Below are 16,359 nucleotides of genomic sequence, written 5' to 3' on the forward strand. Positions count from 1 at the left end.
GCCGATCGGTTCAGGAGGCTGATACGTGGCAACCTTGCAGATTCGCGACATTATGAGGTGGGCTGCTGTGTCAGGGCAGCCAGATGCGGAGCCGGGATCCAGCGGGTACTTTTTCGAGATCCGGTTCGATGAAGACCAGGACCTAGGAACAGGGGACCCGGAGTTCGTGAATCACGTGATCCTCGCTGACAGTCGTCTGGGGTTGGTGACGATCACCTTCGATGACCGAGGGCTATTGAGATCGCTTGACATAGTGTGAAGGCGTTCGAAACCGGTCCTCAAGCCCAATGGCGCCCCGGACCGGAGTAGCCTTTGGTAGGTGAGTTACCGCGATGCCGATGGAAATGTCCAAACCGTCGGGAACCTGGACGGCGTGCAGCTGAAGTCCGTATCCAACAGTTGCAGCCGGGCGCGCAGATGAGCAAGCCGTTCGGCTGGCGCGTTCGAGATAGTGCCAAAGGCCCAGAGTGGGTGGAGGGCACACTGTCCGCGGACTGTCAGGTGTTCCCGCGTGGCCTGTTTGCGCCAGGCACGCGCGGGGTTCCAGGCGGGCCCTGGGGGGACTGAGATCGTGATTTCGGTCGCAGAACGCATGGTTGAGGAAGTCGACTGGCCGTCCTACCGCGTGGCGATGGGCCCGGCGACCACTCTTGGTGCTGCCCTGCACGCACTTATTTCGAGCGGCAACGTTGATGAGTCATCGGCGGCGTGGAATGAAATCGAAGAGCATGTCTTCTCGCAGGGCACTATCTACTCGGCAGCCGAGCCGACCGTGTCGGTCATGCTTGCGGCGCTGATGGATGACCAGCCCTCGTGGCGAAGTGGACGAATTCTGGATCTCTTATTCTTCATCGTGAGGGGCGTTTCGGTGACGGACCCGTCCCTGCAGGGCCGGTGCAGGGATCGTGCGCGTGAAGGGCTTTGGCTGCTTGCGCGGTGGGCTCTCACGCATGAAGGGTGGGCGCGGGACAACGTCCTGGAGGTAGTCGAGGTCATCGCCCCGGACCGCGTCGAACTCATACGCTCGGCGATTGCCGGCCGCTGACTTCATTACCGTGCGATCAGTGGTCACCCCAGGGTCAAGTAGCCTGGTGATCGCTGTTTGGTCGAAAGCGTCCGCGAGCGAGGTTGTCCACCCTTGCAAGCACGGCTGGAAGCCGATTTGGCCCCGCCAGCGCTCTGACGATCCGCGCTGCCTCCTCGATCTCAAGACCTCCGGCAGCCGTGACGTAGAGGGGCTTGGTTGCCGAACCGCGAATCACCTCGGCCGCGTGTGTTGCGGTGCGGAAGGGCGTCTTGGCGACGCCGATGACGGGGATGCCGAACGCGTCTGCTGCATACGCTCCGAGCCCTGGACGCCCTAGGGGGTCGAGGGTCGCATAGCCATCGACGACCAGGAGTTCAAGTTGTGGGCCGAGCGCCAGAACGGCTCGGATACACGGGAGTTCGCGCTTGTAGAGCTTGCCTGGCTCGTATGGCTCGGTCCGGGCGATGTCGGTGACGTGCTCGGACACGATCGTAGAGAAGGTCAACTCTCGGCAGGTGACCAGCGCCGCCTTCGCTTGTTGATGGTTGTCGTAGTGGACGTCTACGGCGCCGACCGTCGTTATTTGGTTCACGGACAAGTTCAGATGGCCTGTCTGCCGAAGGCTTGGCGGGCGTGGTCGCGCAGGAGTGCGTTTTCGATGAGCCAGGTGACGTGTTCGTGCTCGTCGGGGGTGAAGTGGTCGACGGATTCGGCTTTGATTCGCAGGGTCGGGTTCTTGGGGTCGCGTTCGTCGTCGAAGAGGAGTGAGTCAGCGCTGATGGTGAGCGCGAGGGCAAGTGCGTGGAGGACGTCGAGGGTGGGCTGGCTGGTGCCGGCCTCATAGGGACGGATCTGGGTGGCATAGGCGGTGAAGTTGGCGTCGGTCGCTGGCTCGCATCCGCGTGCGTGTGGCGGGGTTGTTGGCTGCTGAACCATATGTGCTGCCTTCGGGTGTCGTTGACGCATGGGAGCGAACTAGGTCCATTCTAGCGAGCGATCTAGAGTTCCTGACAGGTGTTGGCCGTGGCGAGGATCCCGAGGCAGAGCTGAGCGGGCTCAAGTCCGAGGTCAGCGTGCAGCGGCTGGTCGAGGGCCGTGGCGTGTGTCGACGACGTCACCAGCAGCGACTCGGCGAGCCTGGAGGTGTTCCGGGACGCGATCGCCGCCGGGGTGGACTCGGTGATGGTCAGCTCGGCGCTGTTCGAGAAGATCGACCCCGACAATGAGGGTGTCTTCAGCCCAGTGATCATCGAGGACCTGCTGCGTGGCGAGTTCGGATTCGACGGCGTCGTCATCGCCGACGGCCTGGGAGCGGCCGCCTCCGTGGCCGACCTGGCGCCGGGGGAGCGGGCCGTCCGTTTCCTGGCTGCGGGCGGGGACCTGGCGATCAACGCCGACCCGGCCATCATGGGGGAGATGGTCACGGCGACGCTCCACGAGGCGGACACGGACCCTGCTTTCGAAGAGCGCGTGACGGCGTCTGCAGCTCGCGTCCTCGCGCTGAAGTCGTCGGTGGGCCTGGTCGGCTGCGGCTGACCCGAGGCCGGTCAGCCGCATTCGCGTCGCCCACGTGGGCGACCTCGCTCAGGGCTGTCGGATGAGCCGCAGCGCATCAAGCGTGAAGCCGGCCCTCCGCCCGCAGCCTCAGGTTGCGCGCCACGCCTACACCCAGACGGCCCCGACGACGACGGCGAACAGCCAGGTTGGTGGCGTGATGCCGCTGTGGCAGTCGTGGACGTTTGATGATGTTGGGAACCGGCTGACCTCGAAGGTGAACAAGGTTGTCGCCGCGTCGGCTCTGGTGCCCTCCTCATCTACCTACGCCTACGGGACCGCAGGGCACGCGCATGCTTTGACCAGCCACGCGACGGTGACGGGCACCATGACGAAGACAGCCTCGTACACCTACGACGCGGCGGGCAACACGGTGTCTCGGACGGTCGCTGGCAGCACCCAGACGAATGTGTGGAACCCGGATGGTTCGCTGGCGTCTGTCAGTGCGGGGAGCCAGGTCTCTAGGTTCGTCTACAGCGCGGCCGGTTCTGAGGTGCTGCGCACTGATCCGGCGGGGACCACCCTGTTCCTGGGGGGTATGGATCTGGTGTTGTCCGGGTCGACGGTGAAGGCTACCCGGTACTACTCGTATGACGGGCAGACGATTGCGCAGCGCAGTCCTGATGGTGTGAGGGCGTTCTTCTCGGATCAGGTGGGTACCAGTCATACCGCGATTGACTGGGGCAACCTTGCCACGGTGACGAGGCGCGTGAGTGACCCGTATGGGGTGGGGTGAGGGATTGCTTCCGGACCAGGAGCCCCCACGGGTAGAATCCGGGGGGAGAAATGGAAGGGATCGAGATGGCCCGGAAGAAGTTCAGCCCGGAATTCAAGGCGGAAGCGGTTCGTGCGGTGGTTGAGTCATCGCGGACTGTTGCTGAGGTCGCGCGTGATCATGGTATCGGCTCCGAGACGCTCAGGAATTGGGTGAATGCGTATCGGCGGGATCATGCCGACGAGTTGCCGGAGATCAGTGAGCCGGAGCGTGCGGAACTGGCGCGGTTGCGTAAAGAGGTCCGCGAGTTGAAGGCCGAGCGGGAGTTCCTGGGAAAAGCGGCGGCCTTCTTCGCGAAGGAGTTCCGGTGAGCGCGAAGTACGCGTTCATCAACAGCGAAGAAGGCAACTACTCGGTCCGGAACATGTGTCGTTGGGCGAGGGTGTCGCGGGCTGGCTACTACGAGTGGCGTGAGCGGCCCGTCTCTGCGACTCGGCGGTGGCGCGACGAGCTCGGTGACATCATCGAGGTCTTGTTCGTCGAGTCTGATGCCACGTACGGCTACCGACGGATCCATGCCGACCTGGTGCGGGCCGGCAGGCCGTGTGACCCGCAGAGGGTGCGCGCGATCATGGCCGAGCGTGGCTTGGTGGCGTGTCAGCCGCGCCGCAGGGGCCAAGGACCACGATCCCGGCTGATGCGGAGGATCTGCCGGATCTGATCGACAGGGACTTCACCGCCGCCGAGCCTGGGGTGAAGCTGGTCGGGGACATCACCTACATCCCGACGTGGCAGGGCTGGGTGTATCTGGCGACCGTGTTGGATTGCTGCACGAAGAAGGTCGTCGGGTACGCGATGGCCGAGCACATGCGAACCGAGCTGGTCACCGACGCCCTGGCCATGGCGATCAGTAACGGCCATGTCCGTAGCGGGGAGACGATTTTCCATTCGGATCGCGGGTCGCAGGGCGAATTCAACTGGTCGTCGCAACACCGCCTGCTTGTAGCGAGTGTAAGTGCTCGTCGAGGGCCTCGGCGGGAGTGCGCCAGCCGAGGCGTTTGCGTGGCCGGGTGTTCAGGGCATGGGCGACGGCGGCGAGGTCGTCCGGCGACCAGCGTGACAGATCGGTGCCTTTCGGGAAGTACTGCCGGAGCAGCCCGTTCGTGTTCTCGTTCGTGCCGCGCTGCCACGGGCTGTGCGGGTCAGCGAAGTAGACCTTCAACCCGGTGTCGATGGCGAACTGAGCGTGCGCGGACATCTCCTTCCCGCGGTCCCAGGTCAGGGAGCGTTTGAGTTCTGCGGGCAGGGTGCTCATCGCGTTCGCAAGCGCCCGGTTCATGGAGATTGCGCCGTAGCCGGACAGTGCGGGACCGTTCTTGATGATCGGCTGTTCTCGCCAGCCATCTTCTCGAGGCAAGTGGACCAGTGTCGTGAAGCCCGTCGTCCGCTCGACGACGGTGCCGATCGCGGATCGGTTGATGCCGATGATGAGATCTCCTTCGTGGTGGCCCGGGATAGCGCGGTCTTCAGCCTCGGCGGGTCGTTCGCTGATCAGGACGTCGGCGGTAACGTGAGCCCAGGGCACCCGTTTCGACCGCGCCCGGGGCATCCTCAGGGCTCGGCCGGTGCGCAGACACAGGATGAGCTCTCGCCTGAGCGCTCCGCGGCTTTGGATGAACAGCGCCTGGTAGATGGCCTCGTGGCTGATGCGCATGCTGTCATCATCGGGGAAGTCGAGCTTGATCCGATTCGCGATCTGCTCGGGACTCCAGCCCTGCACCCAGCCGCGGTCCTTCCGATGCGGCTTGTTCTGCCCTGTCCAGCGCGGCGGCTGGGGGCCGGCGGCGACACCACCGTCCGGGCGGCGGATCTGGCCCGATAGCCGCTCCTGCACGTACTCCCGCAGTCGCGGGTTCGCGGCGAGCTTCGCGACCTTCGGCCGTCGTGCGAACAGCTCGGCCTTCCACTGCGCGACAGACGCGCGGTAGTCGAGCTTCCCACCCCGCGTCGCAGCGTTGCGGCGCAGCTCCCGGGAGATCGTCGATGGACTCCGATGCAGCGCCCTTGCGATCTCCCGCACGCCGCTGCCGGTCGCGTTAAGGATCGCGATCTCCTCGCGCTCAGCCAACGACAGGTACCGACCCGACGGCGCCGGCCAGGAAAATGGTGACATACCGCCTGATTGTCGGAACCACCGTGACCCGACAACGGGAGCCACGCCGATCGCGATGCCCGCTTCGGTCGGGAGCATGCCCGTGCTGATCATCACCCAGAACTCGCGTTCTCGCGCGCGTGGATGTGAGGGAGCGCCCGGCGACCGTAACGGCGCCCGCCCAGTCACATCTCGCATCCAACTCGATGGCTTTCCCACAACACTCTCCGATCAGGTGTTGCTTCCACCGGTTGAGCCCAGTCAGTACATGTCGGCAGAGTTTGCCGAGTTCACGAGCAGGGCTGGGCTTGTTCGCTCGGTCGGGCGCACTGGTGTTTGTTATGATAATGCGTGGGCCGAGTCGTTCAATGCAACCTTGAAAGTGGAGCGGGTTCATCGGACCGTGTATCCGACCCGGCGGCATGCCATTCGGGATATTGCACGCTACATCGAGTTGCGTTACAATCAGAAACGGTTGCATTCGGCGCTTGGGTATCGCACCCCGAATGAGGCCGAACAGGACTGGTACGAAACCAATAAGGCAGCCTGAAGCAGGAATATCAAGCGGTCCGGATTTCATCCCGCAGCCCAGACTGATCATCGTCCGACAGGGCGACGCCGGCACTGTCTTCAGGCCGGACCGTGGCTATCAATACTTCCGCGACCAGATTCTGGAGTGATGATGGAATACGAAATAGACAACGACGGTCTGGTGTCGCTCCGCCTCAGTGCAGATGAGGTCCTCACGCTCCGACACTGCGTCATCGAATCACTGGAGGCTTTGGGGGAAGTCGAGTTCTTGATTCGGACCGGCGGCCCCAAGGTCGAAGCCGAGGAACTCCTTACCGTACTGAAGCGAGTATCGGTCGCCCTTGCGCACCGGGTGAAGCCGTAAAGGGGCTCTTCACAATCGAGGGTGTAGGTAGCGCTGTCGTAGGCTGCGGCGTGGCGGCCGGTTGAAGGGGTCGGGGCCCTCCGAAGATGGGAGTTCTCACGCTCCCCATCTGGAAGACCCCGACGTGTCCGACGCTACCTTCAGCTGTCCTGATCTGACTAGTGTCGCGTTTCTGAAGTTGGTTGATGGTTCGCTGTCTTGAGGATCTCGTCAGCAGTTTTGGGGCTCTTCACAGAAGTGAGTGGATCAGGGGTCTGAACCCGCCCGCGTCGAGGAGGCAGCGGGCGACGTAGTTGACGATGTTTCTGAAGCCTTGGCGGTGCCTCGGAGGTGTTCGAGGAGACCGTTGACGGCCTCAGTGGGTCCGTTCGATGTGCCGGGGTGGTCGAAGAACGCGAGGATGTCATCGCGGCGCCGTTTCAGCGTCTGCCCCAGCGACCGCAGCTCGTCGAGACCGGCCGGGACGCCGCTGTGGAGCTTGGTGATCAGCCGGGTCATGATCTCCTTCCCTACGGCCGGCTGGTCAGCCTGGTAGGCGTCGATCACGTCCTGGTAGACGCTCCAAGTGGTCGCGGACGCGACATACCGCTGGTCGGTGAACACCTTCGCGAGCCGATGCTGCTGCTTGGCGGTCAGCAGCCCAGCTCTGGTCCGGGCGACGCGTCGGATCCCGTAGAGCGGATCACCGGAGCGTCCCCGATGCCCCAGCGTCTCCTGTTGGACGCGTTGCCGGCAGCGGTCGAGCTTGTCCCCGACCAGGGCCATCAGTCACCCAGGTGTGGTCCGGATCAGGAGCGGTGAAGTCCCGGTCGAGCAGGTCACCGGCCCGGATCCCGTCCCGGGCCGGGATCGTGGTGCGGATCCCCTTGTCCCGGCGCACTCCAGACAACCCCAACGCTGTCATGGCCCGGTCCACCGCACCCGCGGAAGCGTCGGAGAAGCCCGGCTGGCGTCGGATGAGGGCTGTCATCTTCCTGCGCCCGTAGAGGCCCTCTGGGGTCAGCCGGCGGACGCGGTCGACGGTGTTCCAGGCATGGTCACGGACCCTGTCCAGCACCAACGCGTCGGTGATAGTCCGCGTTGCCAGACGAGCGTGTTTCCAGGAGCGGTAGGTCCTTGCGGCGATCTGACAGCCCTGTTCCCGCAGGACCCGGCAGATCGACCCAGTCCGCATGGCCTTCGGCGTTCATCTGATCGATGAAGCTGGCCATCATCGGTTGCGGGGGTCGAGTTCCCCCGCGAAGAAAGTTGTTGCTGCCTTCAGGATCGCGACGTCTTCCCGGAGCCGACGGTTCTCCGTCTTCAACCGTTTGATCTCTGCCTGCTCGTCGCTGGTCACCCCTTCACGTTGACCAGCGTCGACCTGGGACTGGATCACCCAGCGTCGTACGGATTCCTTCCCGACTCCCAGCTGCTTCGCCACGGCCGCTGCCGCGGCCGTCAACGACGGGTACTCACCCTGGTGCTCGGTCACCAGACGCACAGCCCTGGCCCTCAACTCCGGATCGATCATCTTCGGCATGGTGCTCATGCTCCTTGACTCAAACAGGAGCGGCATCAAACCTGGGGCGCTTCAGCTTCGTAACGATGTATGAGGCGCATGCGGCTGGACGGGTTCGGCTGGTGTTGGCGTGGCGGGGTCCCGAGGCAGAGCTGAGCGGGCACAGGGCCGAGCTGAGTGTGCAGGGGCTGGTCGAAGCCGTGGTTTGTGCCAAGGGCGAGCGTGACCAGGTGAGGGCGTGTCCCTTCCACGATGACTCCATACCGCCGCGGGTGTCCACATCCTGACCGCACGGGTGGCGCGGGCAACCGCGATCGGCAAGGATCGGAGCATGGCTCAGATCGCTTTCAAGGGAACCCCCGTCAACTCCGTCGGTGAACTGCCCGTCGTTGGCTCCACCGCCCCCGACTTCGAGGTCACCGGCTCCGACCTCGCACCCGTCCGGCTCTCCGACTTCGCCGGCCGCCGCGTGGTGCTCAACATCTTCCCGTCGGTCGACACCGGCGTCTGCGCCATGAGCGTCCGCACGTTCAACGAGCGCGCCGCCGACCTCGACAACACCGCCGTCGTCTGCGTGTCGCGTGACCTTCCGTTCGCGCTGAACCGCTTCTGCGGCGCCGAGGGCATCGAGAACGTCACGGTCACGTCCGACTTCCGCACCGGCTTCGGCGACGCCTACGGCGTCACCTTCGCCGACGGTCCGCTGCGCGGCCTGCTGTCGCGGTCCGTGGTCGTCATCGACGCCGAAGGCATCGTCCGCCACACCGAGCACGTCGCCGAGACGGGCCAGGAGCCCGACTACGACGCGGCGCTCGCGGCGCTGGCCTGACCGTCACGGCAGGGTGCTGAGCGCCGCCATCGCCTCCACCAGGGGGCGCAGGTCGTTGCCCAGCACCCGCTGTGAGTTCGCCGAGGCAGTGATGCCCTCCCGCTGGGCGATGGCGGCGTTGTCCAGGCCGGCCCACAGGCCGGCCAGTGTGCCCAACGCGGCCTCGCTGAGCTGCGCGAGCCGGGAGTCCACCAGCCGCACCAGCGCGTCGGCCTGCGGTATCGCCTCCGGACGGCCGTCGCGAATCGCGGTGCGGGCCGAGGCGAAGCCCTTGCGATGGGCCTGGGCCGCAACCCAGTCGACGGCCTCGCGGGCCAGCCACCAGCCCGCTCCGTCCTGGATGTCGCGCTCACGATCGATCACCGTGACCTCCCCTCCGCCGAGGCCACAGCGGACGTCACGGCCCGGGAGCAGGGAGAGCCGCAGCGTGAAGGCGGCGCCGAGCGCCGCGCCGAGGGTGGGATAGACGCCCTGCATCTCGTCCGCGACCGTCGGGTGCAGCGCCTGCTCGCCCGGCCAGCGCGCGTTGGTCACCTCCGCGGCGGCAAGCAGGGAGCGGTGCAGCGCCCTGCGGTCGCCGATGCGGGACGACACCACGTCGACGAGCAGAGCCACCCGCCCTGTTGCCTTCATTTCCTCCATGTGTAGAGAATAGCTTCATTATGACGATGTGCAGGAGATCGTGCGATCGGCGGGTGGGTGTCGGCGGGGGCCGGTAGCGTTGCGGCGTGCTCACCCTCGTGCTCAAGGCGTTGATCGTGCTGGTGGCCGGGCTGGCGGCGATGCTCGGCAACCCGCTCATCCGGCTCCTCCTGCGAAGGATCGACCGTGCCTCGGCGCCGGCCGACGCAGAGGTCGACGTGGCCCGGGCGAACCTGGGGCTGGTCGAGGCCCAGCGGGAGCTGCCGGGGGGCCGCTGGATCGGGATCCTGGAGCGTCTCACCGTCTACGTCTGCATCCTGACGGGATTCACCGCCGGCATCGCCGTCGCCCTGGCGGTCAAGGGGCTCGGCCGGTACGCGGAGCTGGCGACGGCCGGGCCCACCTCCCGCAAGGGCGAGCTGTTCATCATCGGCACCTTCGCGTCACTGCTGTGGGCCGCCGCCTGGGCGGGCCTCGCCTGGTGGGGGATCAGGGCGTGGTGACACTCCCGGAGCAGATCCGGGAGGCGCTGCTCGTCCGGTGGCGCGAGCCGCGCCGTCGGTATCACGGCGAGACGCACCTGCGGGACGGGCTGAACGCGCTCCGGCGACTCGGTGGCGGTGAGGTCGAGCAGATCGCGTTCTGGTTCCATGACGCGGTCCAGACGGGGGCCACGCCGGCTGACGAGCTCGCGTCGGCGGACCTGGTGGACGAGCTTCTGGGCGGGATCCTTCCCAGTCACATGGTCGGCGAGGTCCGGCGCCTGGTGCTGCTGACGATCGACCATCGCGCGGAGGCGGGGGACGGGGCAGGCGCGCGGGTGTGTGACGCGGACCTGCACGGGCTCGGGTCCGCTCCGTCCCGCTACCTGGCCAACGTGGAGGGGGTCCGGGCGGAGGTGCCCCACCTGGGCGAGGGTGAGTGGCGGGCGGCCCGGCTCCGTTTCGTGGAGGGCATGCTGGCACGCCCGCACATCTTCGCTACCCCGACGGGGCGCGGGCTGTGGGAGGAGGCCGCCAGGGCCAATCTCGCCCGCGAGGCCGGTGCCCTCCTGCGCGGCTCAGCTCTCGGCGAGTAGGCCGAAGAGCTTCTTCTTGAGGGCGTCGAGTTCCGCCGTCGCCCTGGCCGCGAGCTGGTCGTCGCCGGACTCGGCGATGGCGCCGACGGCCCGGTGGACCTGGTGCAGCGCGTGGCGCAGCGCGAGCGTGGCATCGTCGGACTGGTCCGGCTCCCAGGGGGCCGGACGGTCCTTGAGCGCCTCGACCTCGACGCGGCCCGCGGCGGTGATCTCGTACGTCTTGCCCGTCTCGGAGGCGCGGATCAGCCCCTCGTCCTCGAGCTGGCTGAGGGCCGGGTACATGGCGCCGGGGCTGGGCTTCCAGGTTCCGCCGCTGCGGGCCTGGAGCTCCTGGATCAGCTGGTAGCCGTTGCGGGGCTCCTCTGCGATCAGGAGAAGCGCGGCGAGCCGGACGTCACCGCGCCGGGCGCGACGGCCGCCGCGGGGGCCGCGGAAGGGGTCGAAGCCCGGGCCGAACGGGGGCATGCCGGGCCCGAAGCCGCCGCGGCCCCGGCCGTGGCCATGGCCATGGCCGCCCCGCGGGCCCCGTCGCTTGTCGGGCCCGGGACCGTCGGCCTCCATCAGCATCGGGTCGGGGCGGCGTCGTCCGCGACGGCGGTCGTCGCCGCGCGCCTCGTCCCGCCAGGGGGAGGTGAAGGGTCGGGGGCTGAACCAGGGGGTGGGAAGTGCGTAGTCCATGAGTGTTCTCCTCGTGTGTGCGGCGCCGGAGCGGCGCCGTCGTCACAAGTATGAACGGCGTATCGCGATATGTCAAAGATATATCTAGAACTATCTGCTCAGGTGGAAGTCCTCAGCACGATGGTGGCGCCGCCCCGGTCGGCGGTCGGCTCGCCCTGGACGCCCAACGCCGCGAGTACCCGCTGGGCCGTGGCCCGTGCCGTGGCGTCGTTGTGCAGGTCGATCGTCGTCAGCGCGGGCGTCACGAGCCCGGACAGAGGGATGTTGTCCATGCCGATGATCGCCAGGTCGCCGGGGACGGCGTGCCCGAGTTCCAGGGCCGCGCCCAGGAGCCCGATCGCGACCTCGTCGTTGTAGGCGGCGATCCCGGTCACCCCGGCGGTCGTCAACGAGGCGATCGCGTCCACCGAGCCGGCCCGGGTCAGGGGGGTCCGGATGATCGTCGGGGGCTCCAGGCCGGCGCTGCGACAGCCGTCGACCACCCCCCGCAGGCGTGGCTCGGCGAAGATCGACAGCGTGTCGCTGCTGGGCCCCACCCAGCCGAGGCGGGTGTGGCCGCGCCCCGCGAGATGCGTGACCTGCAGCCGTCCGAGGCAGGCCTGATCGTCGGCGTCCGCCGTCTCCCCGCCCGCGCCGCTGGAGAGCAAGGGCACGGAGCGGGTGCTCAGCCAGGCCCTGGCCTCGGCCGGGAGGGTGGAGGACAGGTCGACGACGGCGGCCGGGTCGAGCGTGTCGACGAGCCGCCGGAACCCGGCCAGATCGCCGACGCGGCGGTAAACCACCGCGTAGCCGTGCTCGTCGAGCGTGTCGCTCACGGTCTCGATGAACCGGGCGATGTTCTCCCCGATCGGCACCGAGGCGATGGCGATCAGCACGACGCGGGAGCGGCCGGAGCGCAGCGCCCGCGCCGCCCGCGACGGGGTGTAGCCCAGCCGCGCGACGGAGTCGAGGACGCGACGACGAGTGGGTTCCGAGATCTTCTGGCCGGGGGTGTCGTTCAGGACGTAGCTGACCGTCGCCTGGGAGACCCCGGCCGCGGCCGCGACGTCCCTGACGGTGGCGCGCTCACCCATGCCTGGCGACCAGCTCGTCGACGTCGGCGGTGGTGAGTGAGCCGAACATTGCGGGCAGCTTGAGCAGGGGCATGTCCCAGAGGAACACGGCCAGCGCCTCGTCGGCGCCGCCCTCGGGGCTCAGCACGCGCCAGAAGTCGCCCAGCCGGGGCTGCAGGTCGGCCCACGCCGCCTCGTCCGCGTGCCATTCCCGCACCGTCGAGAAGCGTGTCAGGCGCTGCGGCAGCGCGGGGGCGGTCAGGTCGACGACGACGCGCTCCGGCAGGTCTGCCGCGGAGGCGCCGGCCTCGATGACGGCCGGCCCGGCCTCGACGCGCCAGGAGTGGCTGATCACGTCCCAGTGGGCGAGGTCGCGGGCCGTCAGCGCGAAGGCCGCGGTGCCGGACTCGCCGGGGGCAAGGTCGAGCCGGGCGAACGCCTTCAGTTCGCGGGGCGCCCTGGCCACCGCCGAGGAGGGGCGGCCCACGTAGAGCTGCGCCGTCTCGGTGCCGGGCCGGGGGCCGGTGTTCGTGACGGTGACCGTGGCCGTCAGCACGACCGCGTCCAGCGGGGTCTCCGCCGTGACGGGGGTGGCCTCGACCTGCAGGGCGCCGTAGCTGAAGCTGGTGTACGTCAGGCCGTGGCCGAACGGGTACGCGGGGGCCTGGCCGGTGGCGTCGAGGCCGCGGTAGCCGACGAAGATGCCCTCGCCGTAGCGCACCGTGCCGCGCTCGCCCGGGAAGTTGAGCTGCGCCGGCAGGTGCCCGAGCGCGACCGGGATCGACTCGGCGAGCCTGCCCGACGGGGCGGCCTCGCCCAGCAGCAGGCGCGCCGCGGCCTCGCCGCCTCCCTGGCCGCCGAGCCACAGCTCCAGCACGGCGTCCGCGTCGGCGTCCCACTCGGTGGTGACGGCTGAGCCGTTGGACAGCGCGACGATCACCCGGTCCGCCACGGCCGCGACCGCGCTGAGCAGCGCCCGGTGGCTCTCGGGGATGGACAGGTGGGTGCGGTCGTAGCCCTCGGACTCGTCGATGGCGGGCAGCCCCAGGAAGAGGACGGCGGTCCGGCCGCGCGCCAGCTCCACGGCCTCGGCCAGCAGCGTCGCGTCGTCCGCGTCCCGGTCCTGGACCTCGGCCGCCTCCGCGAGCCGGTAGCCCGGCGCGAAGGGAAGGTCGGCGTCGCGGGCGCGGAGCCGGTCGAGAGCCGTGTCGAGGAAGGTGGGGTTGACCTGCGACGAGCCCGCGCCCTGGTAGCGCGGGGTGCGCGCCATCTCGCCGATCACGACGACGCCGTCGAGGCCGGGCAGCGGCAGGGCGCCGTCGTCGTTCTTCAGCAGGACGGCCGTGCGGGTCGCCAGCTCGCGCGCGAACCCGTGGTTGGCCGCCGGGTCGAAGCTGCCGCCCTCCGCTGCCACGGGCTGATGGCGCGCGACCATCCGCAGCACGCGGGAGGCGGCGAGGTCGACGGCGGCCTCGGAGAGTTCGCCTGCGCGGACGGCCTCGACGACGCGGGCGTCGTTGATGCCCCGGGAGGAGGGCATCTCCAGGTCGAGCCCGGCGTGCACGCCGAGCGGGCGGTCGTTGACGGCGCCCCAGTCGGACACCACGAGCCCCTCGAAGCCCCATTCGTCGCGCAGCAGGTCCGTGAGCAGCCACCGGTTCTCGGAGGCGTAGCTGCCGTTGAGCTTGTTGTAGGCGCACATGACGGTCGCAGGCTGCGCCTCGACGACGACGCGCTCGAAGGCGGGCAGGTAGATCTCGCGCAGCGTGCGTTCGTCCACCAGCGCGTCGACGCGGAGGCGGTCGGTCTCCTGGTTGTTGGCCGCGAAGTGCTTGAGTGAGGTGCCGACGCCCTGGGACTGGATGCCCTGCACCAGCGCCGAGGCGAGGACGCCGGCCAGCAGAGGATCCTCCGACAGGTACTCGAAGTTGCGTCCGCACAGGGGGGAGCGCTTGATGTTCACGCCGGGGCCGAGGATCACGCCGACGTTGTTGGCCTTGATCTCGGCGCCGAAGGTCTCGCCCAGCCGGCGCAGCAGCGTCGGGTCCCAGGTGCTCGCGAGCCCGGCTGCGGTGGGGAAGCAGGTGGCCGGGACCGAGGCGTTGACGCCGACGTGGTCCGCCGCCCCCGCCTGCTTGCGGAGTCCGTGCGGGCCGTCGGTCATCATCATGGCCGGGATGTCGACGCGCTCGATCGCCTGGCTGTGCCAGAAGTCCTGCCCGGACAGGAGCGATGCCTTCTCCTCGAGGGTCAGCTCGGCGAGCAGTGCGGGGATGTCGGCTTCTGTGAACATGGCTGTGGTCCTCCCGGTGACCTCACTGTGACGATTAAGTAGACGATAGCAGGAGGGTCACCGGGAGGCGGGAGCGGTCAGCCCTTCTTGGCGCGGTTGCGGACCTTGGCGCGGTCGTTGGCGCTGAGCGCGACCTTGCGGATGCGGACGACCGTCGGCGTGACCTCGAGGCACTCGTCGCCGGCACAGAACTCGAGCTGCTGCTCCATCGAGAGCCGCTTGGCCGGGGTCAGCCGCTCGAGCTCGTCCCCCGTGGAGGAGCGCACGTTCGTGAGCTTCTTCTCCTTGGTCGGGTTGACGTCCATGTCCTCGGCGCGGGGATTCTCGCCGACGATCATGCCCTCGTAGACCTCGTCGCCGGGGCCGACGAACATCGTGCCGCGCTCCTGCAGGTTGAACAGCGCGTAGCTCGTGACGACGCCGGTGCGGTCGGCCACGAGGGACCCGGTCGGCCGGGTGCGGAAGTCTCCGGCCCAGGGCGCGTAGCCCTCCGCGACGTGGTTCATGATTCCCGTGCCGCGCGTCTCGGTGAGGAACTCGGTACGGAAGCCGATGAGGCCGCGGGCGGGCACGAGGAACTCGAGGCGGACCCAGCCGGTGCCGTGGTTGACCATCTGCTCCATCTGGCCGCGGCGCAGCCCCATGAGCTGGGTCACGGTGCCCACGAACTCCTCAGGGATGTCGACGGTGAGGCGCTCGATGGGCTCGTGCAGCTTGCCGTCGATCGTCCTGGTCACGACCTGCGGCTTGCCGACGGTCAGCTCGAAGCTCTCGCGGCGCATCATCTCGACGAGGATCGCGAGCTGCAGCTCGCCTCGGCCCTGCACCTCCCAGGTGTCGGGGCGCTCGGTCGGGCGGACCTTGATGGACACGTTGCCCACCAGCTCCTGGTCGAGGCGCGCCTTCACGAGACGGGCGGTCAGGTTCTTGCCGGCGCGGCCGGCCAGCGGCGAGGTGTTGATGCCGATGGTCATGGAGATCGACGGGTGGTCGACGTGGATGAGCGGCAGGGGAACCGGGTTCTCGGGGTCGGAGAGGGTCTCGCCGATCATGATCTCCGGGATGCCGGCGATGGCCACGATGTCGCCGGGGCCCGCGCTGTCGGCCTGGACCCGGTCGAGGGCCTCGGTCTTCAGGAGCTCGGTGAGCTTCACGTTGGTGATCGTGCCGTCGGTGCGGCACCAGGCGACCTGCTGGCCGCGCTTGAGTTCGCCGGCCACGACCCGGCAGAGCGCCAGCCGGCCGAGGTACGGCGAGGCGTCGAGGTTGGTCACGTGCGCCTGCAGGACGGCCCCCTCCTCGTACTCCGGGGCCGGGATGGTGGCGAAGAGGGTCTCGAACAGCGGCTCGAGGTTCGGGCTGTCCGGCATCTGGCCGTCGGCGGGCTGCGTCGTGGACGCGCGGCCGGCCTTGGCGGAGGCGAAGACGATCGGGAAGTCGAGCACGTCGGCGGCGTCGTCGTCGATCAGGTCCATGAACAGGCCGTAGGTCTCGTCGATGACGGCGGAGATCCGCGCGTCGGCGCGGTCCACCTTGTTCACCACGACGATGATCGGCAGCTTCTTCGCCAGGGCCTTGCGCAGCACGAAGCGGGTCTGGGGGAGTGGGCCCTCGGACGCGTCGACCAGCAGGATGACGCCGTCGACCATCTCGAGGCCGCGCTCGACCTCGCCGCCGAAGTCGGCGTGGCCCGGGGTGTCGATGATGTTGATCGTGGCCTCGGAGCCGTCGGGGCGGCGGTGCCGCACCGCCGTGTTCTTCGCGAGGATGGTGATGCCCTTCTCGCGTTCGAGGTCCATCGAGTCCATGACCCGGTTGTTGACATCGGAACCCTCACGGAAGGCGCCGGACTGCCACAGCATGGCGTCGACGAGCGTGGTCTTGCCGTGATCGACGTGGGCGACGATCGCAACATTTCGGAGGTCTTGGCGGAACGGCACGGG

General features: G+C 68.1%; 19 protein-coding genes and 2 pseudogenes. 11 read left to right on the forward strand and 10 right to left on the reverse strand.

Annotated features, from left to right (window positions below; genetic code table 11):
• The first annotated feature begins 571 nt into the window (after nt 1-571).
• Entirely contained in the window at nt 572-1,045 is a 474-nt protein-coding gene (locus H9L22_RS00160) for a hypothetical protein (RefSeq protein ID WP_187721120.1), read from the forward strand.
• Between the two features lie 34 nt (nt 1,046-1,079).
• Here the strand turns inward: H9L22_RS00160 and H9L22_RS00165 are convergent, their stop codons facing one another.
• Both H9L22_RS00165 and H9L22_RS00170 read right to left on the reverse strand, forming a co-directional pair.
• The gene (locus tag H9L22_RS00165) at nt 1,080-1,619 is read right to left on the reverse strand and encodes an endonuclease V (protein WP_226966357.1); all 540 of its coding nucleotides are present in this window, start codon (nt 1,617-1,619) and stop codon (nt 1,080-1,082) included.
• A gap of 8 nt (nt 1,620-1,627) precedes the next feature.
• Complete coding sequence (locus tag H9L22_RS00170) at nt 1,628-1,963, reverse strand: hypothetical protein (RefSeq protein WP_187721121.1); 336 nt, start codon at nt 1,961-1,963, stop codon at nt 1,628-1,630.
• Between the two features lie 159 nt (nt 1,964-2,122).
• Here H9L22_RS00170 and H9L22_RS00175 point away from each other — a divergent pair, with 159 nt between their 5' ends.
• The 5 genes and pseudogenes from H9L22_RS00175 to H9L22_RS20105 all read left to right on the forward strand — a co-directional run.
• Nucleotides 2,123-2,563, forward strand: a complete 441-nt coding sequence (locus H9L22_RS00175; protein WP_187721122.1) for a glycoside hydrolase family 3 N-terminal domain-containing protein — start codon at nt 2,123-2,125, stop codon at nt 2,561-2,563.
• Nucleotides 2,564-2,624: 61 nt separating this feature from the next.
• Nucleotides 2,625-3,317 (forward strand): hypothetical protein, encoded by a 693-nt coding sequence (locus H9L22_RS00180; RefSeq protein ID WP_187721123.1) that lies wholly within the window; start codon nt 2,625-2,627, stop codon nt 3,315-3,317.
• 50 nt (nt 3,318-3,367) lie between these two features.
• A complete protein-coding gene (locus tag H9L22_RS00185; RefSeq protein WP_187721124.1) occupies nt 3,368-3,667 on the forward strand; it encodes a transposase in 300 nt (99 codons plus the stop codon).
• Entirely contained in the window at nt 3,664-4,017 is a 354-nt protein-coding gene (locus H9L22_RS00190) for an IS3 family transposase (protein ID WP_187721125.1), read from the forward strand. Before H9L22_RS00185 ends, H9L22_RS00190 begins: the two co-directional genes overlap by 4 nt.
• Nucleotides 4,018-4,049: 32 nt before the next feature.
• Nucleotides 4,050-4,250, forward strand: a pseudogene (locus H9L22_RS20105) (DDE-type integrase/transposase/recombinase); the annotation flags it as partial.
• Nucleotides 4,251-4,269: 19 nt separating this feature from the next.
• Here the strand turns inward: H9L22_RS20105 and H9L22_RS00200 are convergent.
• Entirely contained in the window at nt 4,270-5,646 is a 1,377-nt protein-coding gene (locus tag H9L22_RS00200; protein ID WP_187721126.1) for an IS30 family transposase, read from the reverse strand.
• Between H9L22_RS00200 and H9L22_RS20110 the strand changes: the two genes are divergently transcribed.
• Both H9L22_RS20110 and H9L22_RS00210 read left to right on the forward strand, forming a co-directional pair.
• A complete protein-coding gene (locus H9L22_RS20110; protein ID WP_406707802.1) occupies nt 5,552-5,998 on the forward strand; it encodes an integrase core domain-containing protein in 447 nt (148 codons plus the stop codon). The two genes, H9L22_RS00200 and H9L22_RS20110, sit on opposite strands and share 95 nt — an antisense overlap.
• A 129-nt stretch (nt 5,999-6,127) precedes the next feature.
• Nucleotides 6,128-6,343 (forward strand): hypothetical protein, encoded by a 216-nt coding sequence (locus H9L22_RS00210; RefSeq protein WP_187721128.1) that lies wholly within the window; start codon nt 6,128-6,130, stop codon nt 6,341-6,343.
• A 246-nt stretch (nt 6,344-6,589) separates the two neighbouring features.
• On the opposite strand, the gene H9L22_RS00215 is transcribed toward H9L22_RS00210, so the two are convergent.
• Nucleotides 6,590-7,102 carry a transposase gene (locus H9L22_RS00215; RefSeq protein ID WP_406707841.1) on the reverse strand — a complete coding sequence of 171 codons (513 nt, stop codon included), beginning with the start codon at nt 7,100-7,102 and terminating at the stop codon, nt 6,590-6,592.
• 4 nt (nt 7,103-7,106) lie between these two features.
• A pseudogene (locus tag H9L22_RS00220) lies at nt 7,107-7,865 on the reverse strand (IS3-like element ISPfr13 family transposase); the annotation flags it as partial.
• A gap of 310 nt (nt 7,866-8,175) precedes the next feature.
• Between H9L22_RS00220 and tpx the strand changes: the two are divergent.
• The gene (gene tpx / locus H9L22_RS00225) at nt 8,176-8,673 is read left to right on the forward strand and encodes a thiol peroxidase (RefSeq protein ID WP_187721130.1); all 498 of its coding nucleotides are present in this window, start codon (nt 8,176-8,178) and stop codon (nt 8,671-8,673) included.
• Between the two features lie 3 nt (nt 8,674-8,676).
• Here tpx and H9L22_RS00230 read toward each other — a convergent pair whose 3' ends face one another.
• Nucleotides 8,677-9,315, reverse strand: a complete 639-nt coding sequence (locus H9L22_RS00230) for an RNA polymerase subunit sigma-70 (RefSeq protein ID WP_187721131.1) — start codon at nt 9,313-9,315, stop codon at nt 8,677-8,679.
• 86 nt (nt 9,316-9,401) lie between these two features.
• Here H9L22_RS00230 and H9L22_RS00235 point away from each other — a divergent pair, with 86 nt between their 5' ends.
• Together H9L22_RS00235 and H9L22_RS00240 are read left to right on the forward strand one after the other, a co-directional pair.
• The gene (locus H9L22_RS00235; RefSeq protein WP_226966001.1) at nt 9,402-9,818 is read left to right on the forward strand and encodes a hypothetical protein; all 417 of its coding nucleotides are present in this window, start codon (nt 9,402-9,404) and stop codon (nt 9,816-9,818) included.
• On the forward strand, nt 9,812-10,393 hold the full coding sequence (locus tag H9L22_RS00240) for an HD domain-containing protein (protein ID WP_187721132.1): 582 nt from the start codon (nt 9,812-9,814) through the stop codon (nt 10,391-10,393). The genes H9L22_RS00235 and H9L22_RS00240 overlap by 7 nt, the downstream gene beginning before the upstream one ends.
• Here H9L22_RS00240 and H9L22_RS00245 read toward each other — a convergent pair.
• The 4 genes from H9L22_RS00245 to typA all read right to left on the reverse strand — a co-directional run bounded on the left by H9L22_RS00245 (nt 10,376) and on the right by typA (nt 16,356).
• On the reverse strand, nt 10,376-11,071 hold the full coding sequence (locus H9L22_RS00245; protein ID WP_187721133.1) for a PadR family transcriptional regulator: 696 nt from the start codon (nt 11,069-11,071) through the stop codon (nt 10,376-10,378). The genes H9L22_RS00240 and H9L22_RS00245 overlap by 18 nt on opposite strands.
• Before the next feature lie 98 nt (nt 11,072-11,169).
• Nucleotides 11,170-12,144, reverse strand: a complete 975-nt coding sequence (locus H9L22_RS00250) for a LacI family DNA-binding transcriptional regulator (protein WP_187721134.1) — start codon at nt 12,142-12,144, stop codon at nt 11,170-11,172.
• Entirely contained in the window at nt 12,137-14,416 is a 2,280-nt protein-coding gene (locus tag H9L22_RS00255) for a glycoside hydrolase family 3 C-terminal domain-containing protein (RefSeq protein ID WP_187721135.1), read from the reverse strand. Before H9L22_RS00255 ends, H9L22_RS00250 begins: the two co-directional genes overlap by 8 nt.
• 77 nt (nt 14,417-14,493) lie before the next feature.
• Nucleotides 14,494-16,356 (reverse strand): translational GTPase TypA, encoded by a 1,863-nt coding sequence (gene typA, locus H9L22_RS00260; RefSeq protein ID WP_187721136.1) that lies wholly within the window; start codon nt 16,354-16,356, stop codon nt 14,494-14,496.
• Nucleotides 16,357-16,359: the final 3 nt, after the last annotated feature.

Source organism: Tessaracoccus defluvii, from assembly GCF_014489575.1.
Lineage (GTDB): Bacteria > Actinomycetota > Actinomycetes > Propionibacteriales > Propionibacteriaceae > Arachnia > Arachnia defluvii.

Coding starts and splice junctions, on each gene's coding strand:
- H9L22_RS00180 (WP_187721123.1), top strand. CDS start 2,625: ATGAGCCGCAGCGCATCAAGCGTGAAGCCGGCCCTCCGCCCGCAGCCT.
- H9L22_RS00210 (WP_187721128.1), top strand. CDS start 6,128: ATGATGGAATACGAAATAGACAACGACGGTCTGGTGTCGCTCCGCCTC.
- H9L22_RS00245 (WP_187721133.1), bottom strand. CDS start 11,071: ATGGACTACGCACTTCCCACCCCCTGGTTCAGCCCCCGACCCTTCACC.
- H9L22_RS00255 (WP_187721135.1), bottom strand. CDS start 14,416: ATGTTCACAGAAGCCGACATCCCCGCACTGCTCGCCGAGCTGACCCTC.
- H9L22_RS00250 (WP_187721134.1), bottom strand. CDS start 12,144: ATGGGTGAGCGCGCCACCGTCAGGGACGTCGCGGCCGCGGCCGGGGTC.
- H9L22_RS00185 (WP_187721124.1), top strand. CDS start 3,368: ATGGAAGGGATCGAGATGGCCCGGAAGAAGTTCAGCCCGGAATTCAAG.
- H9L22_RS00230 (WP_187721131.1), bottom strand. CDS start 9,315: ATGGAGGAAATGAAGGCAACAGGGCGGGTGGCTCTGCTCGTCGACGTG.
- H9L22_RS00170 (WP_187721121.1), bottom strand. CDS start 1,963: ATGGTTCAGCAGCCAACAACCCCGCCACACGCACGCGGATGCGAGCCA.
- tpx (WP_187721130.1), top strand. CDS start 8,176: ATGGCTCAGATCGCTTTCAAGGGAACCCCCGTCAACTCCGTCGGTGAA.
- H9L22_RS00200 (WP_187721126.1), bottom strand. CDS start 5,646: ATGCGAGATGTGACTGGGCGGGCGCCGTTACGGTCGCCGGGCGCTCCC.